Raw genomic sequence first — 17,204 nt, forward strand, 5'->3', positions numbered from 1 at the left:
TTTAATATTATTTCTTCGGAATAATTGTAACATAGAATTGTTGAAATTTGTCTAAGAATTATTATTTATTGAATACTTTTTGAATTCTTTCGATAGCCCAATCTAACTCTTCTTTTGAAATGATTAGAGGTGGAGCAAAACGAATTACTGTATCATGAGTTTCTTTACATAATAATCCTAGTTCTTTTAACTCCTCACAGAATGGACGTGCTTCAACCGTTAATTCCATTCCGATAAATAAACCGCGACCACGAACGTCTTTAATAGAAGGATGTTTAATATCTCTCAATGCATCCATAAAATAATTACCTAATTCAAGAGAGCGATCAGCTAATTTTTCATCCACTAGGACATCTAATGCTGCTAAAGAAACAGCGCATGCCATAGGGTTACCACCAAATGTAGATCCATGGGAGCCAGGGTTAAATACACTTAAAATTTCTTTATTTGCAACGATACATGAGATTGGGAATACTCCACCACCTAATGCTTTTCCTAAAATATACATGTCTGGGTCTACTTCTTCCCACTCACAGGCAAACATTTTACCAGTACGGCATAAACCAGCTTGGATTTCGTCTGCGATAAATAACACATTATTTTCACGACATAATTCACGTGCAGCTTTCATGAAACCAGCAGGAGGAATAATAATTCCAGCTTCCCCTTGAATCGGTTCGATTAAGAAAGCAGCTGTATTTGGTGTAATTGCAGCTTTTAATGCTTCTAAATCACCGTAGGGAATTAATTTAATACCAGGAAGCAATGGTCCGAATCCTCGTTTGTACTCAGGGTCAGACGAAAGTGAAACTGCTCCCATAGTACGGCCGTGGAAGTTTCCATTACAAGCAATTACTTCTGCTTGGTCAGCTTCAACGCCTTTAACATCATATGCCCATCTACGAGCTGCTTTAAATGCAGTTTCAACTGCTTCTGCACCAGTATTCATTGGTAATACCATATCTTTTCCTGTTAACTCACTAACTTTTTCATACCACGGACCTAATTGATCATTGTGGAAGGCACGAGAAGTTAAAGTTACACGATCAGCTTGGTCTTTTAAAGCTTGAATAATTTTTGGATGGCGATGCCCTTGGTTTACTGCCGAATATGCCGATAGCATATCCATGTATTTGTTACCTTCAGGATCTTTTACCCAAACCCCTTCAGCTTCTGATACTACGATTGGAAGTGGGTTATAGTTGTTTGCACCAAATTTGTTCGTTTGCTCAATCACTTGTGATGAAATAGTCATTCACTCATTACCCCTTTTATTTATAATGAAGGCAGACTTTAAATCAAGTCTGCCTCGAAAATCTTAAAGCATTTCAGATGTTGTTTTTGCTTGCATATGAAGTTGTACATAATCTGGACCGCCAGCTTTTGAATCTGTACCAGACATATTGAATCCACCGAATGGTTGGTACCCAACAATAGCACCAGTACATCCACGGTTAAAGTATAAGTTACCAACATGGAAATCTTCACGCGCTTTTTCTTGGTTTAAACGGTTGTTTGTAATAACAGCACCTGTCAAACCATATTCAGTATTATTAGCAATTTCAAGCGCCTCATCGAAATCTTTCGCTTTAGAAATACCAACAACTGGTCCGAATATTTCCTCTTGCATAATACGTGCTGTTGGAGATAGATCAGCAATTACAGTTGGTTGGATAAAGAATCCTTTAGAATCATCACCAGTACCACCAGTAATTAGACGACCTTCTTCTTTACCAATTTCGATATAACTCATAATTTTTTTGAATGACGCACCATCAATAACTGGACCAACGAAATGCTCATCCTTATCTGGGATACCAACTGTTAAAGCGTTTGTTAATTCTTCTACACGGTTTAATACAGTATCGTAAACATCTTCTACGATTACTGCACGTGAACATGCAGAACATTTTTGACCACTGAATCCAAACGCGGATTTCACGATAGATTGGGCTGCTAATTCTAAATCAGCTTCTTTATCCACTATGATTGTATCTTTACCACCCATTTCAAGAATAGAACGCTTAATCCAAATTTGCCCTGGAGCTAATTTAGAAGATTTTTCAACGATTCCAAGACCTACATCACGTGAACCAGTGAAACTGATTAAACGCGTACGTGGGTGTTCTACCATGAAGTCACCAATTTCAGCACCAGAACCTGGGATGAAGTTAACTACTCCTGGAAGCATACCTGCTTCTTCTAATACCTCTACAAATTTATAAGAAACAACTGGAGTTGTAGAAGCTGGCTTTAATAGTACAGTGTTACCTGCTACCATAGCAGCAACAGTAGTACCAGCCATGATTGCAAATGGGAAGTTCCAAGGTGAGATAACAACAGCAACACCTAGTGGAATATAGTTATATTGGTTATACTCACCTGGGCGGCTTTCAACTGGTGCACCATTTTTTATACGCAACATTTCGCGACCATAGTATTCTAAGAAGTCAATTCCTTCAGCAACTTCTACGTCAGCTTCAACCCAAGTTTTCCCTGCTTCTCTTGACAATAAAGCGCTGAATTCAAATTTGCGGCGACGAATGATTGCTGCAGCTTTGAAAAGTACGTCTGCACGTATTTCAGGTTTTACTTTTTTCCAAGTTTTGAATGTTTCATCTGCAATATCCATAGCTTTAGAAGCAATTTCTTTTGATGCTTTTGAAACAGCACCAACAAGTTCTTCTTTTTTTGCTGGATTATAAGATTTTATTTTAGCTTCTGTAGTAATACGTTCCCCACCAACGATTAACGGAAAATCATTTCCTAGGTATGCATCAACTACTTTGTAGCCTTCTTGAATTGCTTTTTTATTTTCTTCTTTCGAAAAATCTGTGAATGCTTCATGTTTGTAAGGTATCAAATGTATATCCTCCTTTAATTTGGGCGCAAAAAAAATTTGCAGTTTCTTTTAGTTTACATATATAATAATGCAAAAGATTGTTGCGTATTTCAAGTAAAAAATTCTAAAATGTGAAATATTTTTTTGAGGTGAGCCATTTGGACGAACAAATAAAAGATTTTCTGCCGTTTTATAAATTTGCAACTGAGCAAGTAGCAGTAGGCATTCACGCTGTCGACTTATCCGGCAAAACGATTATTTACAACGAAAAAATGAAAGAAATTGAAGGGCTAAATTTAACAGATGTTGTCGACCGTTCCATATTTGAACTATTCCAATTTGAACAACAAGAGAGTACATTATTAAAAGTTTTACATAGTGGGGAACCAGTATTACGTGCTAAACAGACCTACTGGAATCGAAATGGTCAGGAAATAACCACTATTAATGATACATACCCTATATGGCAAGATGAAAAACTTATAGGGGCAGTTGAATTTTCTCGTGATATAACTGCTTTAGAAAGGCTAATTTATCAGCCTTTAAAACGATACAATGAGGCAATCACCCTTTCTAGCATTACTGCTGTTTCGACGGATATGCAGGAAGTATTAGAACGCTCGGTTAAAGCAGCACATGTAAGAATGCCAGTTCTCTTAGTTGGAGAAGCTGGTACTGGCAAGGATTTAATAGCTGAAGGTATTCACAATCAGCTTTCGCCTGTAAATAAACAGTTTATCTCTCTTTTTTGCCATAGCTCAGATAGTTTTTTAATAAACAAATTTCAAAAAGAGCTTTCTGATATCTCGCACTGTACAATATTTTGTGAAAGAATTGATTTATTATCCCTCGATTTACAAAATGAACTGTTGCAAATTCTTACTTCAAACGAATCACGACAAAATTTATACATTGCAAGTATTGGCGATGATCCGGTAGATCTTATATCCACTAATAAGTTAAGCAAGGAATTATATTATTATTTTGCCCAGGTAACAATAAGCATTCCTCCTTTACGTAAACGAACTGAGGATATTTTACCCTTTACGTATGATTACTTTAATCGATATTTAAATCGCTATGGCTCCACTATTAATGAAATTGATGACGATGTTATCCAAGCTTTTTTAATGTATGAATGGCCAGGAAATCTAAAAGAATTGGAATTACTTTTGGATGAAATAAGCTCAATGGTAACTACTGAGCAAATTTTGAAGTTTGATATGTTGCCTCTCCACTTTAAGATGAAGGTTCAGGATTTTAACGAGACTCTAGGAAAAGCAGAGGATTTTGTTATTACTTCTGATAAGGAATTAGTTCCACTTGATGAGTATTTACGTTCTGCAGAAATGTATTATCTGCAAAAAGCTTTAGATAAATTTGATGGGAATATTACCAAAGCTGCCGAAGCCCTCGGAATGAGCAGACAAAATTTGCAATACAGGATACGTAAGATGAAGAAGTAAGGCTTGGACTTTTTAAGGGTTGGTCGTGATTTGCTCTTACCGCTAACCCAAATTTACGTTTACTTGCTTCCACTTGTTATTTACTTGCTCTCCACTCTAGTTTACTTGCACTAATGGTTAAAATACTTGCTCTCTAACTTCTAATACTTGCTCATGAGTAGCATATACTTGCTAAAGGGATAAATTCCCCAATTATCTAAAAGCAAAAAAGGATTTATACAGTGGTTTTCATCACTGTATAAATCCTTTTATAGTGCCGATTTTTTAATCCAGTCGGCTAATTTTTCTTTCAATGTATTAAATCCTTCCTCATCATGTTCATCTACTCGATCTTGAAGTGATTTCCGAGGTCTATCATCACGTTTTGGTAGTGTTGGCTTTTCTTGAAGTACTCGCATTGATAAGCTAATTTTCCCTGCTTCATCGTCAATTTCTAGAATTTTCACCTCTACCTCTTGCCCTACAGTTAAAAATTCTTCCACTTCTTTTACATACCCGTATGTTATTTCTGAAATATGCACTAAGCCTTGTGTTTGCTCATCTAAACTAACAAAGGCTCCGTATGGCTGAATCCCTGTAACTTTACCCGTGACAACATCTCCTACCTTATAATTTTGAGTCATAATTTCGTTCCTACTTTCTTATATACGTTATAGTCATGTTAAATTATAACATAGTAGGAAGTATGACGGCAAAAATCACTGTATGGGCATAAAGGGCGGTCGCCAGCCATTTTCCGTTTTGATGAGTTGAAATCCAATTACCTCATTCTCATCAGAACTCCGTCTATCGGATTGTTTCGTTAAGATTACTACTCCATAGTCCGCAGCATTTTGTATAAACTCCAGCTCTTTAAATTCAAGTTTAATATTATCAATAACCTGTTGCTTTCCATTTAGATATTCATCTTTTGGAATTTGTATTTGTGTATCATCTTTTATATACAACTCGTATTGCGTTTCGTAATCCTTTAGCTGAATTGAGTAGTAATACAATCCCACAATTTCCTCAGGAGTGGCCTCCTTTAATGCTGTTTGATCATGTGTTCCTGCAAACGACTTATATAATGCATGCACTCGCTGAACAAATTCATCGTCCACTTGCACCTCAAGTCCCTGGTGCATGAACTTCTCCAAATCTCCAGTCTTTGCAAGATGAAGTGCATTTTCTATATCCCCGTAAGTTAAGTCATCCCATTCCTCAGATTTCTTCCAACCTGACTTTTCAAAATCAGCCACTATTGGAGTTAATAAATATGGAGAAGGAGAAATTTTATCTTCGTTTTTCATCATATTCCAAATCTCTCTATACTCTTCTTTGACCATTCCATTTTCATCAAACACTGGATTTTCTTCCGTCCCTTTTACTAGAAAATAAAATACGCTTATATAATAGGTATCCATTATATCCCCTCCGTATTCCTCTTCATTCACGTATGCATCCAACATGTAATCCTCCATGGCTAATAGAGTTTGTGCTGTTTCATTCATGGGATATAATAGTTCCCAAGCATACGTAAATGGCTCCTGCGCCATCATTTGCAGATAACCAGTTGAAATAGGATCTAATACTATAGAAAATACGGAAGAATAATTTGGTTCTAAACTAAAACTAAACCTAATATCGATTCCATCTCCTATCAACACTAACTGAAGACCCTGCATTTCAGCGTTCTCCCTCATTGTTCGGAACCCATCAGGTAGATATTGTTCATTTTCAAGAATTTTATCGATGTTATATAAACCATTCACTTTGTAGGGTTCTAGTTCTTTTTTATATTTATCAAGTTTATCGTTCGTATATAGTTTGAAATGATTAAACTTCGCATTATATTTTCTTAAAAATGAAACTGTTTCAGCTTTATCAAGTTTATCTCCTTCATTAAGCTCTTTAACCATTTCAGAAGGAAGTAACAAACCACTCATTGTATTTTCATAATATGTTTCTAAATTGGAATCAGAATGATTGTTAAGAAAGGAGTCTTCACGTTCTGCCGTATAGTGTTCAAAACTACTATCTGCAAATTCAATAAAAGGAATTTGTGAAAACTCTTCCTCTGAAAGGTTTAATAATTCTCTCTTTTTTTCTCTTTCAATTGGATAATCTTTCTTCAACTGTTCAATAAATTCTTTCGTAGCATCTGACATCTGCTCCCCTTGTTGGATCTTTTTCTCGTCTTGTAAAATATAACTGTTTCCCAGAATCCCAATGACAAACACACTAGCTATGCTTACTGCCCACACAGTAATTCGTTGCCATTTGGATCCTTTACTTTTCTTTTCAACTGGAGCTATATTATTTTCATTTTCTATTTTCTGTAGAATCTCATCAGTATCTACAGATGAAGGTAATCGATCATAGGATGACTTTAAAAGATTTAGGCGTTCTTCTAATTGTTTATCGTCCATGTCTAACTCCTCCATTCAATTGTAATGCTGATTTTAATAATGCCTTAGCTCTCAATTGACGTATTTTTATCGTCGATAGGGGTACATTTAATACTTCTGCAATTTGTTCATAGGATAATTCATGAAAGTAAAACATAATGATAGGATGACGATATTTTTCATCGAGTGATTGAATGGCTTTATGGAGTTCGCGGTCTTCTTCAAATACTAAAACTCGATCTTCTGCGGATTTTGACATGTAAGTTTCTCTGATTCCTGTATTTAGCTTATGACTCTTTTCTTTTTCCTTTGTTTCTTTTCTGTAATAATCTCTAGCTGTGTTTAATGTGATTTTGTATAACCACGTGGTAAACCGATCACGCTGAAATTGATGTAGAAATCGGTATAGCTTCACGAAAACTTCTTGAGTTACATCCGGAATGTCATGAACCAGAACGCCACACTGAAATGCAAACTTTTCAACGGTCCTGTGATGTATATGTATAAGTTCTGTATATGCTGCTTTGTCCCCCTGTGGTGCTCGTTCTATTAACTCAAGCTCTAACATAATCCTCCCTCTTTCTCTTTACTCTACTGATGATACGAAAGATTGTTCTAGATTGTTTCACAAATCAGTTTACATTTTCTATAAATCCTCGTGTACAATAAGACAGTCCTATTAAAGGAGGAATTATCGTGACAAACCGAGATCATTTTGGATCTAAAATTGGATTTATATTAGCGGCAGCCGGAAGTGCAATTGGACTAGGTGCGATTTGGAAATTTCCATATATGGCGGGTACAAATGGAGGTAGTGTATTCGTAATTTTGTTTATTCTATGTACCTTTCTTATTGGTCTACCTATATTGCTTGCTGAATTTGTAATTGGAAGAAAAGGCCAAGCAGATGCTGTTAGTGGCTTTAAAAAACTGGCACCTGGAAAACCTTGGTTTTTGATCGGTTGGGCAGGTTTTGCATTTTCTTTTATCATATTATCATTCTATAGTGTTGTTGGTGGTTGGATCTTATCTTATTTGTTCCGCGCTGTTACATTTAGTTTAAATGGGAATAATGAAACATTCTTTAATGACTTGTTTAATACAGTTATCTCAAATCCATGGGAGGTTGTAATTGCTCAGGCCACTTTCATTCTACTCACGATTTGGATTGTAGCGGGTGGGATCAAGGGTGGAATTGAGAAAGCCAGTAAATGGATGATGCCAATCCTGCTCATTTTCTTTGTTATTTTAGCAATTCGGTCTCTTACTTTAGATGGCGCTATCGAAGGAATTAAGTTTTTATTCGTACCAGATTGGTCATACTTCACATGGGAAACTGCTTTACTTGCTTTAGGTCAGGCTTTCTTCTCTTTAAGTGTTGGTGTTTCTGGAATGATTACTTATGCATCTTATTTACCGAAAGAAACTAAACTGGCATCGTCGGCAATGAGTGTATCTGTCTTGAATATCGGAATATCTATTATGGCAGGGCTTGTTATTTTTCCGGCAGTGTTTGCATTAGGCTTTTCCCCCGACGCAGGACCTGGCTTAGCATTTATAATAATTCCAGCAGTATTCGAGCAGATTATTTTTGGTCAGTTTTTCTTAATTTTATTTTTCATATTACTTTTATTTGCTACACTAACTTCTTCTATCAGCATGTTAGAAATAATTGTATCAATTGGGATCAAATCAAAATATGATAGAAGGAAACGAGCAGCCTGGGTATACGGATTCCTCATCTTCTTAGTTGGAATTCCAAGTGCCTTATCTTTTGGTGTACTATCAGACGTCGATATCCTAGGTATGTCCATCTTTGACTTCGCTGACTTCCTTACAAGTAGTATTGGATTACCGTTAGGAGCATTATTTATTTCATTATTTGCTGGTTTCCATTTTTCTAAGTCCATGCTAATCCATGAGCTTAGAATGAATAATTTTTTATTAAATTCTTGGTATATTATTGTACGTTTTGTCGCTCCGCTTGCAATAATCATCGTTTTTATTCAAGGTGCTTTGAAGTTATTAATGTAAAAATTGTACTTTTTCTGACAATAATATCAAAAGTTCTACGAAGAATTGTGTTATAATAAATAATAATTAAGACAGGAGTGGATGGAATCATGAAGAAAGATTTACATGAGCAATTACGTCAATTAAGAGAAGAGCGTAACATTACGCTAGAAACTCTTGCATTAAAAACAAGAATTGGTACTGGAAAGTTAGAAGCCTATGAATCAGGCGCAGAAACTCCATCAGTACAAACAATATTGAAATTGTCGAATGCACTTGAAGTTCCAGCTTCTAACTTATTAGACGGTCTTCAAGAAGTTTAATTTATAAAAAAAGCTTTCGGTTTAAAAACCGAAAGCTTTTTCGTTTTATATAATACATTTCATTTCATACTTTAACGCTATTAGTTTATAAGATATATCCACACATTTTTCTAAAGGAATCCATTCTTCAAAAGAATGTTCATAAATTTCCTGAATTCGTTTTGCCAATTCAGATGGGTGATCAATATTTTGCAAATATGCGACTACGTCTGCAGTTTCTGTTTCATATGCATTTTCTCCAATGTGAAATGGGTCCCATTGTTGCAATGTCCAAACTGCTCTTCTATTCATCTCAATTGTGTCCATTTATTTTCACCTTACTAGTTTTATTAGATAGGGTTATAATAACATAATAAATACAAATTGAAAGGGGAAATTACTTTGTCTATTTTTTCTACTGTTTTTAATCGCCGAAATACATATTCAGCCAAATGGGATATGTTAGAGCAAGTATATTCTATCAACGATGCTTCGGAGGTACTACCTATGTGGGTAGCGGATATGGATTTTGCCATCCCATCCGTTATTATCGATGCGCTACATAAACGAATGGAACATCCGGTATTTGGTTATTCCATGGCGCCTGAGGAAACAAAATCATCCCTTACTAATTGGGTAGCTGAAAAGCATCAACTTACTATAAAAAATGAATGGATTCTGTTTCTCCATGGGGTCATTCCTGGAATAGCAGAAGCTATTGAAGCATTCACTGAAGTTGGGGATAAAGTTCTTATCCATACGCCCGTATATCCTCCATTTATGAGTGTACCTACAAATTTAGGTAGAACTGTAGTCACTAGTCAGTTATTAGAAAAGAATAATTCCTACGAGATGGACTGGGAATCATTTGAGGACTGTTTAAAAAATGATGTGAAGGTTTTTATCTTATGTAATCCACATAATCCAGGTGGAAAGGTATGGAGCGAAAAAGACTTAACGAAGATAGCTACACTTTGTCAACAATATAATGTTTTAATCTTGTCAGATGAAATTCACTCGGATCTCATCTTCGAACCAAATAAGCATATACCAATGCTTAAAGTGGCGGAAGATCCAAATAACATCATAACTTTTTTAGCACCTACAAAAACATTTAACCTAGCAGGAATTCAAGCTGCTACTATGGTTGTTCCCGATGAGAAAAAACGGAAGGTTTTAGAAAATCTTGAGATGAACCGTGGATATATGGGATTAAATATATTTTCTCTTACAGCACTCCAAACAGCATACGAACAAGGTAATCCTTGGCTGGAGGAACTGTTAGAAGTATTGACAATAAACATGGATTACGTGGTAGAAAACCTCTCGAAATTAGATGGCATAAAGGTTTCCAAACCAGAGGGTACATATTTACTTTGGATCGATTATCGTGGGACTGGCCTTTCAGAAAAAGAAATGATGGATCGACTATTAACGGTTGGAAAGCTCGCTCTAGAGCCTGGCTCTAAGTATGGAGAAGCTGGAAATGGATTCTTACGAATGAATGTGGCCTGTCCACTCTCTACTGTGGAAGATGGAGTTTCCCGCTTCGTAAAATCACTGCAATAGACATAATTTGAATAACAATATCTACTTTAAGAAAAGCGTAAGTGCTCTTTAAAAGAATTAAACTTATTTTTTACTGTCTCCGGAGTGCTTCAGACTGGCATTGTTACATCTTTTCGGGGGATTTCAAGAGGTTGGTCGTGATGAATACCACGATCAACCTCTCTTTTTTCGGTAATCTTGTGGAGCTTATCTATTAAAACACTAAAAGACCCTTCATCACGAAAGGTCTTTTAGTATTTCTTTTATCATTATGGAAACTGTCATTTAAGTTTATCTTGTTTTGTTTGCATAATTCTTTCTTCTAAAACTTTTGCTTTTTCTGCATCTTTTTTAGATTTTTTTAGCAACCATCTAAAAACGAGTACGCAAATAACCATTAAAACAACTAATTCTATTACTACAGGTATATATTCCGATTTATCTTCTGGAAAATATAAAAAAGCTAGATGTAAAAACGAGAACATATTTACACTCCTCTAATTATTTCTGAACAACTTCGATTGAATCTATAGTAATATCAACTACTGGCTTATCATTTGCATCAGTCTCAACTGCTGCCATCTGGTCAACTATATCTAAACCTTCAATTACTTGTCCAAATACTGTATGTTTTTGATCAAGATGAGGCGTGCCACCCATTTTTTCGTATGCTTCAGCAATTTCCTTTGGCCATCCACCATCGATCATTTGCTGTGCTGTTGCAGGTGGTTCAGAAGCTTGAACGATGAAGAATTGACTACCATTTGTATTTGGTCCGGCGTTTGCCATTGAAAGAGCTCCTCTTAAATTAAAAAGATTCATGGAAAACTCATCCTCAAATTCTGCTCCGTAAATACTTTCTCCACCCATACCAGTACCAGTTGGATCTCCACCCTGAATCATGAAATCTTGGATAATTCGGTGAAAAATCATTCCATCATAATAACCGTTTTCTGCATGTGTTAAGAAATTCTCCACTGTTTTTGGTGCTAGTTCAGGGAATAATTTTATCTTAATTGGTCCCATTGATGTATTCATTGTTACTAAAGCTTCGTTTGAAGCAATCTCTTTTGAAAGTTGTGGATACATTATTTTCTCTCCTTCTTGTTGGGTATCAGAATTTACAGTAGAATCTTCTTTTTCTACCTCTTCCTTCTGTGCACTAGAATCATCTGTTCCACACGCACTTAAAAAGCAAATAGTTGTTGCTATACCTATTAGTAATAATATTTTTTTCATGAATTATTCACCCCAAATTAGTTTACCATAACAATACACCATAATTCAGTGACAAAGTATCTAACTTTCTTCGACACACTAAATGTTCTATAATAGAAATAGAACAGTTACGCTACCATAGAAAGAAGGGATTTCAATGAGCGTACAAAAACGAAATTTTACGATCATGTGGTTTTCTATCTTTCTAGTTTCGGCCACTATGACGATGATAATGCCATTTTTATCATTATATATAAATACAATGGGAGATTTCTCCGAGGCTTATGTACAAAAGTGGTCTGGACTAGTGTTCGGTGCTACATTCGTGTCTGCATTTTTAATGTCACCTATCTGGGGAAGAATCGCAGATAAATACGGGTATAAACCAATTCTTATCATTAATGGATTTGGGATTGCTCTAAGTGTCTTGCTAATGGGGTTTGTTAATTCTGTTGAAGCCTTCTTTGTCCTCCGTTTATTTATGGGAATCGTTACTGGATTTATCCCAACCTCCTTGGCCTTTATAAGCTCCCAAACTCCAAAGAATATCGCTGGAAAAACGATGGGTACATTACAGATGGGTAGTGTTTCTGGTACTCTTTTCGGTCCTATTATTGGTGGATTTCTAGCAGATACATTCGGTTTCCAATACACATTCATTATTACAGCAACAGCTGTTTCTATTGCGGCGTTAATCGTACTTTTTGGTATACATGAGATTCGAAAAGAGAAAAAAGCTGGTGACCACGAATATTCTAGAAAGACTGTTATTTCAAGTATATTTCATCACCGACTCGTTCTAAATGTTCTAATGATTTCTTCGTTGATACAAATTGGACTGTTTAGTATTCAACCTCTCTTATCCTTATATGTTTCTCAATTAACTGATTCTAAGGAAGTTGCACTTCTCGCGGGTGTAACCTTTAGTGCGACCGGAGTCGGTAGTCTATTGTTTGCTAGAACTTGGGGGAAGCTCGGTGATTCGATTGGATATGAGAAGATATTATCCTTCCTTCTAATCCTTGCCTTTGTGTTTATCATTCCTCAGGCATTCGTGTCAGAACTATGGCAACTAATAATTCTACGGTTCTTATTCGGCATTGCCTCAGGTGGATTAATACCGATTACTACTGCTTTAATACGAAGAGAAGCCCCGATTGAGGTTCAAGGTGAACTAATGGGCTATAATACAAGTTTCCGCTTTTTAGGTAATATAATCGGGCCAATGTTTGGAGGCTTTATAAGTGGGTATATCGGTATTTCATCAGTCTTTTTTGTTACCGGTGCATTGTTCTTAATCGCATTTACAATCATCTACTTCGCTAGAAAGAAACCTCGAAAAGATTTTGAGGATGTATTGATAGAAGAAGAAATGCATGCAAAATTATCGTGAAGATAGCACACTTTCAATACCGAAAGTGTGCTATTCTTTTTATTAGAAAAGAATAATATTCTTTTTACTACTGTCCAGCCCAAGCCCCTAGACCATTGGATAGTTTAAAATTTGTGTGGCTCATAATCCAGGACAAACCTAGGCGCTTGCGCTTTTCTTATAAGATTATTGGAATTGGAGTGCAAGTTTATGCGTCAAGCAATCGGATATATTATCGTTCTTCTTTGCTTTCCTCTCATTTGGATTTTATATTCGTTTATCCATAGTGAGATTTTAACTGCCTCAGAGTTTAAAGAAGATTTGAAAGGGGCTATTCCCCTCAATCCACCAGCAATTACTTCGCCTATCGTGCTTTTAGATAAAGATAAGGTAATTTTTTCAGAGGATTATATCGAGTGGCGAGATCCCTTGCCATTGGAATCCATCCCCCTCTTCGTTCAAGAGGTACTGATTCAAAGTGAAGATGTAGAGTTTTATAATCATATTGGCTTTGATTTTAGTGCGATTTTTCGTGCTGTTTTTGCAAATGCAGCAGCAAATTCAAGCAACCAGGGTGCGAGTACAATCACTCAGCAATTAGTAAGGTTACGTTACTTGTCAACAGAAAAAACATATGAACGTAAAGTCACTGAACTAGTCTACGCCTACGAGATGGAAAAACAATCTAACAAAGATGAAATACTAGAAAATTATTTAAACGAAATATACTTTAGCAACAAGGTGTATGGAATTGGCGCAGCCGCAACCTATTATTTTGGAAAACCGTTAAATGCATTAACTGAAGCGCAGCAAGTATTTATAAGTGCTATTCCAAATAACCCCAGTGTATATAACCCATTGAAAAATTTTGAAGCTACTAAAAAGCGGCAAGAATTGTTGATTGATATTTTAGTGAAAAACGATAAAATTTCTACAGAGCATGGGAATATGCTAAAAAATGAGCCTATTGTTCTTCAAACAAAAACAAAGACACAATTGTACCCTGTCTATAGTACGTACGTATTAGACGAACTAAAGTCCTTGATCAGTATTAGCGAGGGATTTCAAGAGAAAATCGAATCGGCTTCCAATGAGCAGCAAGCAGTGTTTCATAAAAATGAATTACAAACTCGCGTGAATGAAGTAATTTCTCAAGGGCTAGTCGTTCATACCGCATTAGACCCTAACAAACAAAAAGAGGATGTCTCATATATTGATAACCTTTTAAAAAACACTAAAGACTTACAGGCTGCTTCTGTTGTTATTAATAATGAAACAAGAGAAATTGTTAGCATGTTCGGTGGTAGAGATTATCGAAAGTTTGATTTTAACCGGGCTAATCAAGCTGTACGACAACCTGGTTCTGCTTTAAAACCATTACTAGTTTATGGTCCTGTTTTTGAAATGACATCTTTAACTCCAAACAATGAAATAAGTGGTGGTAAATTATGTATTGCGAGTTATTGTCCGCAAAATTATGGGGGGGCCGTATATGGAAATGTCTCCTTAAAACAAGCTTTTCGTTTTAGTCATAACACCCCAGCAGTCCGTCTATTACAAACTGTTGGAATTGAGGAAGCATTTGCGAAGCTAGACCAATTCCAGTTCAACCATTTAATAGAGGGTGACCATACTTACCCTGCAGCTCTAGGTGGTTTAACAAATGGAGTAACCACACTTGAGATGGCGGATGCTTACACAAGTTTTATTGACGGAATGTATAAACCCGCTCATGCTATTCGCAAAGTCACCAATAAGAATGGCGATACTCTATATGAATGGAAAGAAGAAAAGATGGAAGTATGGTCCCCTAAAACTGTAAATATAATGAGAGATTTACTTTCAGATGTTGTAGTTAACGGAACTGGCAAAGGGATTAACGTTAGGTCATCTTATGTTGGGGCTAAAACAGGTACAACAAATGACTTTTATGACTACTGGATTACAGGTCTTACCGATACTTATACAGTAGCAGTATGGATTGGCTATGATATGCCGAAAAATATGAAGCCAATAGAATCTAAAAAGATTCACCATAAAATATTTAACCAAATAATGAATTAAGAAAAACCTGTTTCTATCGTATTCGGAGGGCTTTGGATAGACTTGTTGCTATATTTTTACCGTATGGTTTTTAGAAAGTTGGTCGTGACTGAATTCACAGCCGACTTACTTTTCTCGATAATTTTATGGTGTTTGTCGTCCTTCGCCATCCTACAACTTTAGGAAAAGGATTAGTGTCTTTTGAGGAAATTAGTGAAAAGAAAAAATCCCCTCTTACTGTGCTGGGTCAGAAGTCGAAATTTTATTGGATAAGGAGAAACCTATACTAAATAATGGATATTTAATAAAATTGATTGGAATGGAGGGGCGACTCCTACGGGAATAGCGTGACGCCTGAGACTACAGGCTGAGGCCACGCCCGTGGAAAGCGTCCCTGGAATGGAAATCAATTTTGTGCACAGCAAAAAAAACAGCATTTTTCTCACAGAGAAAAATGCTGTTTTTGGGTTCTGTCCCAGCCTCTTTTTCGCTATTTTTTGGTGAATGCTTCTTATTTAGATATTCCCTCTCAAAGGATATCTAATTGAACTCTTATGGCTTTGTACAAATAATTTCATTACATAATAGCTACTGAAGCTTAGTCATTAAACAAATCCTACAATTTCTCGAATAACAAACGGAACTTCATTAGGCATTTTAATAACAAACAAATGGTCTGCTTCATCTTCACTTGGTGCTATTATATCACCTGTATTGGTCTCTGCCTGCTGCCTAGAAAGTACTTCGTCAAAAGTAATGGCGGTCCTTAATATACTTGTACTTCGCATACTTTCAGAGATTCTCTCTTCCAAAATATGATCTGGTATTTCAAAATTCACAAGAATACAAGTAAAACCTTTGCTTTGATAATAATCAATTAGTCTTATACGGCCTTTACGATTTCTATTGGAATTGCAAAGAATTAAATGGCAATTAGTCTCATGAACTATATGATGAACAATCGTCTGTGTAAGTGCATACTTAATCGTATTACTCCCTTGCTGGGGCAATAATGATTGGTAATATGTATTCAGGAATTCCGCATGGTTATCTTGATCAATCACAACTGAGTTGAGAAGCTCTTTTTCTAGAGCTTTCGCAAATGTCGTTTTGCCACTATGTGTTTTTCCTACAGTTATAATTGCTAATCTGTTCATCAGACCTCTCCATTCTAGACTTCAAGATTACCCACCGCTTTATTCATAATACTAAAATAGATATAAAGCTACGATAAAAGGTAGTTACTATCGCCATTACATATATCAAGGTAAGCACCACACTTAAGTCTTGAGGTGGTGTTTTTAATACAATTCACATTAAGGATGGTGACGCTCGCAGAGTGAGTGATATAGATGAGACCTCACAACCGCTAAGCGGTGATGACTCTTCTCTCCCTATGGCAAATTTCAATAAAACTTAAAGAAATGGTAGACTAGCAACTATCCCATTATATAACTTGATAATTATATAAATAACAAGCGCGATGAAAAGACTCCAAATAATGATTTCAAACATGACTAAACCAAGTGTACCGACAAGACTCATCGAACTGCTTAATTTATAAACTACATAAACAAAATAGATAAAAGTAGTTAACAAAAATACAATTAGTAGTAATTGTATTGATTGAAATCCAACAAGAGAGATAACAGCTCCAACAAAAAAGATTACAAAGCCTCCCCGAGCCTGCGACATAGTTTTCCCTTCATAATCCTTGGAGAAAAATAACATACCAATTTCATGAATTGTCTCTGCAATTAGTTTAAATGCCGAAAAAACCATAAAATTAATTAATACCAGTATGATCAGCAAAAACAGTTTTAGTTCCAGGTCAGACAGAAATTCTCTCATTCCCCCGTAAACACCAATTACCTTAAAAAGATCTATAACTTTATTCATCGTAAATGTAGCGAAAGATAAACTAAATAATACTATTGTTATTAGTGGTAAAAAGCCAAAGACATAAGGGTTTTTCATAAATACTCCTTTATTTTACTTACTGTTATATTTTCT

16 protein-coding genes are annotated in these 17,204 nt (G+C 35.8%); 6 read left to right on the forward strand and 10 right to left on the reverse strand.

The window, feature by feature from the left end; genetic code table 11:
- Positions 1-61: 61 nt before the first annotated feature.
- Both ACQCPR_RS13045 and pruA read right to left on the reverse strand, forming a co-directional pair.
- The gene (locus tag ACQCPR_RS13045; RefSeq protein WP_090567218.1) at positions 62-1,255 is read right to left on the reverse strand and encodes an ornithine--oxo-acid transaminase; all 1,194 of its coding nucleotides are present in this window, start codon (positions 1,253-1,255) and stop codon (positions 62-64) included.
- Between the two features lie 63 nt (positions 1,256-1,318).
- Positions 1,319-2,863 (reverse strand): L-glutamate gamma-semialdehyde dehydrogenase, encoded by a 1,545-nt coding sequence (gene pruA / locus ACQCPR_RS13050; protein WP_090567215.1) that lies wholly within the window; start codon positions 2,861-2,863, stop codon positions 1,319-1,321.
- Positions 2,864-3,000: 137 nt separating this feature from the next.
- Between pruA and ACQCPR_RS13055 the strand changes: the two genes are divergently transcribed.
- On the forward strand, positions 3,001-4,308 hold the full coding sequence (locus ACQCPR_RS13055) for a sigma 54-interacting transcriptional regulator (RefSeq protein ID WP_340930201.1): 1,308 nt from the start codon (positions 3,001-3,003) through the stop codon (positions 4,306-4,308).
- A 248-nt stretch (positions 4,309-4,556) separates the two neighbouring features.
- Here the strand turns inward: ACQCPR_RS13055 and yugI are convergent, their stop codons facing one another.
- The 3 genes from yugI to ACQCPR_RS13070 form a co-directional block, all read right to left on the reverse strand.
- Positions 4,557-4,931 (reverse strand): S1 domain-containing post-transcriptional regulator GSP13, encoded by a 375-nt coding sequence (yugI, locus tag ACQCPR_RS13060; protein WP_090567210.1) that lies wholly within the window; start codon positions 4,929-4,931, stop codon positions 4,557-4,559.
- A 75-nt stretch (positions 4,932-5,006) separates the two neighbouring features.
- The gene (locus tag ACQCPR_RS13065) at positions 5,007-6,716 is read right to left on the reverse strand and encodes a hypothetical protein (RefSeq protein ID WP_427137179.1); all 1,710 of its coding nucleotides are present in this window, start codon (positions 6,714-6,716) and stop codon (positions 5,007-5,009) included.
- Positions 6,706-7,263 (reverse strand): RNA polymerase sigma factor, encoded by a 558-nt coding sequence (locus ACQCPR_RS13070; protein WP_427137180.1) that lies wholly within the window; start codon positions 7,261-7,263, stop codon positions 6,706-6,708. Before ACQCPR_RS13070 ends, ACQCPR_RS13065 begins: the two co-directional genes overlap by 11 nt.
- Positions 7,264-7,391: 128 nt before the next feature.
- Between ACQCPR_RS13070 and ACQCPR_RS13075 the strand changes: the two genes are divergently transcribed.
- Together ACQCPR_RS13075 and ACQCPR_RS13080 are read left to right on the forward strand one after the other, a co-directional pair.
- Complete coding sequence (locus tag ACQCPR_RS13075) at positions 7,392-8,729, forward strand: sodium-dependent transporter (RefSeq protein ID WP_427137181.1); 1,338 nt, start codon at positions 7,392-7,394, stop codon at positions 8,727-8,729.
- Positions 8,730-8,818: 89 nt separating this feature from the next.
- Positions 8,819-9,031: a helix-turn-helix domain-containing protein gene (locus tag ACQCPR_RS13080; protein WP_090567197.1), complete on the forward strand. Its 213-nt coding sequence runs from the start codon at positions 8,819-8,821 to the stop codon at positions 9,029-9,031.
- Positions 9,032-9,076: 45 nt separating this feature from the next.
- On the opposite strand, the gene ACQCPR_RS13085 is transcribed toward ACQCPR_RS13080, so the two are convergent.
- Entirely contained in the window at positions 9,077-9,337 is a 261-nt protein-coding gene (locus ACQCPR_RS13085) for a DUF1871 family protein (RefSeq protein WP_090567194.1), read from the reverse strand.
- Between the two features lie 75 nt (positions 9,338-9,412).
- Between ACQCPR_RS13085 and ACQCPR_RS13090 the strand changes: the two genes are divergently transcribed.
- Positions 9,413-10,579 (forward strand): MalY/PatB family protein, encoded by a 1,167-nt coding sequence (locus ACQCPR_RS13090; RefSeq protein WP_427137182.1) that lies wholly within the window; start codon positions 9,413-9,415, stop codon positions 10,577-10,579.
- 260 nt (positions 10,580-10,839) lie between these two features.
- Here the strand turns inward: ACQCPR_RS13090 and ACQCPR_RS13095 are convergent, their stop codons facing one another.
- Positions 10,840-11,043 carry a hypothetical protein gene (locus ACQCPR_RS13095; protein WP_427137183.1) on the reverse strand — a complete coding sequence of 68 codons (204 nt, stop codon included), beginning with the start codon at positions 11,041-11,043 and terminating at the stop codon, positions 10,840-10,842.
- Between the two features lie 16 nt (positions 11,044-11,059).
- Positions 11,060-11,797: a peptidylprolyl isomerase gene (locus ACQCPR_RS13100; RefSeq protein ID WP_090567185.1), complete on the reverse strand. Its 738-nt coding sequence runs from the start codon at positions 11,795-11,797 to the stop codon at positions 11,060-11,062.
- Positions 11,798-11,933: 136 nt separating this feature from the next.
- Here ACQCPR_RS13100 and ACQCPR_RS13105 point away from each other — a divergent pair, with 136 nt between their 5' ends.
- Both ACQCPR_RS13105 and ACQCPR_RS13110 read left to right on the forward strand, forming a co-directional pair.
- Positions 11,934-13,169: an MFS transporter gene (locus ACQCPR_RS13105; RefSeq protein ID WP_090567182.1), complete on the forward strand. Its 1,236-nt coding sequence runs from the start codon at positions 11,934-11,936 to the stop codon at positions 13,167-13,169.
- Between the two features lie 189 nt (positions 13,170-13,358).
- Entirely contained in the window at positions 13,359-15,212 is a 1,854-nt protein-coding gene (locus ACQCPR_RS13110) for a transglycosylase domain-containing protein (protein ID WP_427137184.1), read from the forward strand.
- A gap of 584 nt (positions 15,213-15,796) precedes the next feature.
- Here the strand turns inward: ACQCPR_RS13110 and ACQCPR_RS13115 are convergent.
- Both ACQCPR_RS13115 and ACQCPR_RS13120 read right to left on the reverse strand, forming a co-directional pair.
- Entirely contained in the window at positions 15,797-16,348 is a 552-nt protein-coding gene (locus ACQCPR_RS13115; RefSeq protein ID WP_427137185.1) for an AAA family ATPase, read from the reverse strand.
- 259 nt (positions 16,349-16,607) lie between these two features.
- Complete coding sequence (locus ACQCPR_RS13120) at positions 16,608-17,168, reverse strand: DUF5366 family protein (protein WP_427137186.1); 561 nt, start codon at positions 17,166-17,168, stop codon at positions 16,608-16,610.
- Positions 17,169-17,204: the final 36 nt, after the last annotated feature.

The organism is Psychrobacillus psychrodurans, assembly GCF_050209195.1.
GTDB classification, from domain to species: Bacteria; Bacillota; Bacilli; order Bacillales_A; family Planococcaceae; genus Psychrobacillus; species Psychrobacillus psychrodurans.

Bases quoted from the DNA above. Each gene is read 5' to 3' on its own strand.
- ACQCPR_RS13045 (WP_090567218.1), bottom strand. From the start codon at position 1,255: ATGACTATTTCATCACAAGTGATTGAGCAAACGAACAAATTTGGTGCA.
- yugI (WP_090567210.1), bottom strand. From the start codon at position 4,931: ATGACTCAAAATTATAAGGTAGGAGATGTTGTCACGGGTAAAGTTACA.
- ACQCPR_RS13065 (WP_427137179.1), bottom strand. From the start codon at position 6,716: ATGGACGATAAACAATTAGAAGAACGCCTAAATCTTTTAAAGTCATCC.
- ACQCPR_RS13070 (WP_427137180.1), bottom strand. From the start codon at position 7,263: ATGTTAGAGCTTGAGTTAATAGAACGAGCACCACAGGGGGACAAAGCA.
- ACQCPR_RS13080 (WP_090567197.1), top strand. From the start codon at position 8,819: ATGAAGAAAGATTTACATGAGCAATTACGTCAATTAAGAGAAGAGCGT.
- ACQCPR_RS13085 (WP_090567194.1), bottom strand. From the start codon at position 9,337: ATGGACACAATTGAGATGAATAGAAGAGCAGTTTGGACATTGCAACAA.
- ACQCPR_RS13095 (WP_427137183.1), bottom strand. From the start codon at position 11,043: ATGTTCTCGTTTTTACATCTAGCTTTTTTATATTTTCCAGAAGATAAA.
- ACQCPR_RS13100 (WP_090567185.1), bottom strand. From the start codon at position 11,797: ATGAAAAAAATATTATTACTAATAGGTATAGCAACAACTATTTGCTTT.
- ACQCPR_RS13105 (WP_090567182.1), top strand. From the start codon at position 11,934: ATGAGCGTACAAAAACGAAATTTTACGATCATGTGGTTTTCTATCTTT.
- ACQCPR_RS13110 (WP_427137184.1), top strand. From the start codon at position 13,359: ATGCGTCAAGCAATCGGATATATTATCGTTCTTCTTTGCTTTCCTCTC.
- ACQCPR_RS13115 (WP_427137185.1), bottom strand. From the start codon at position 16,348: ATGAACAGATTAGCAATTATAACTGTAGGAAAAACACATAGTGGCAAA.
- ACQCPR_RS13120 (WP_427137186.1), bottom strand. From the start codon at position 17,168: ATGAAAAACCCTTATGTCTTTGGCTTTTTACCACTAATAACAATAGTA.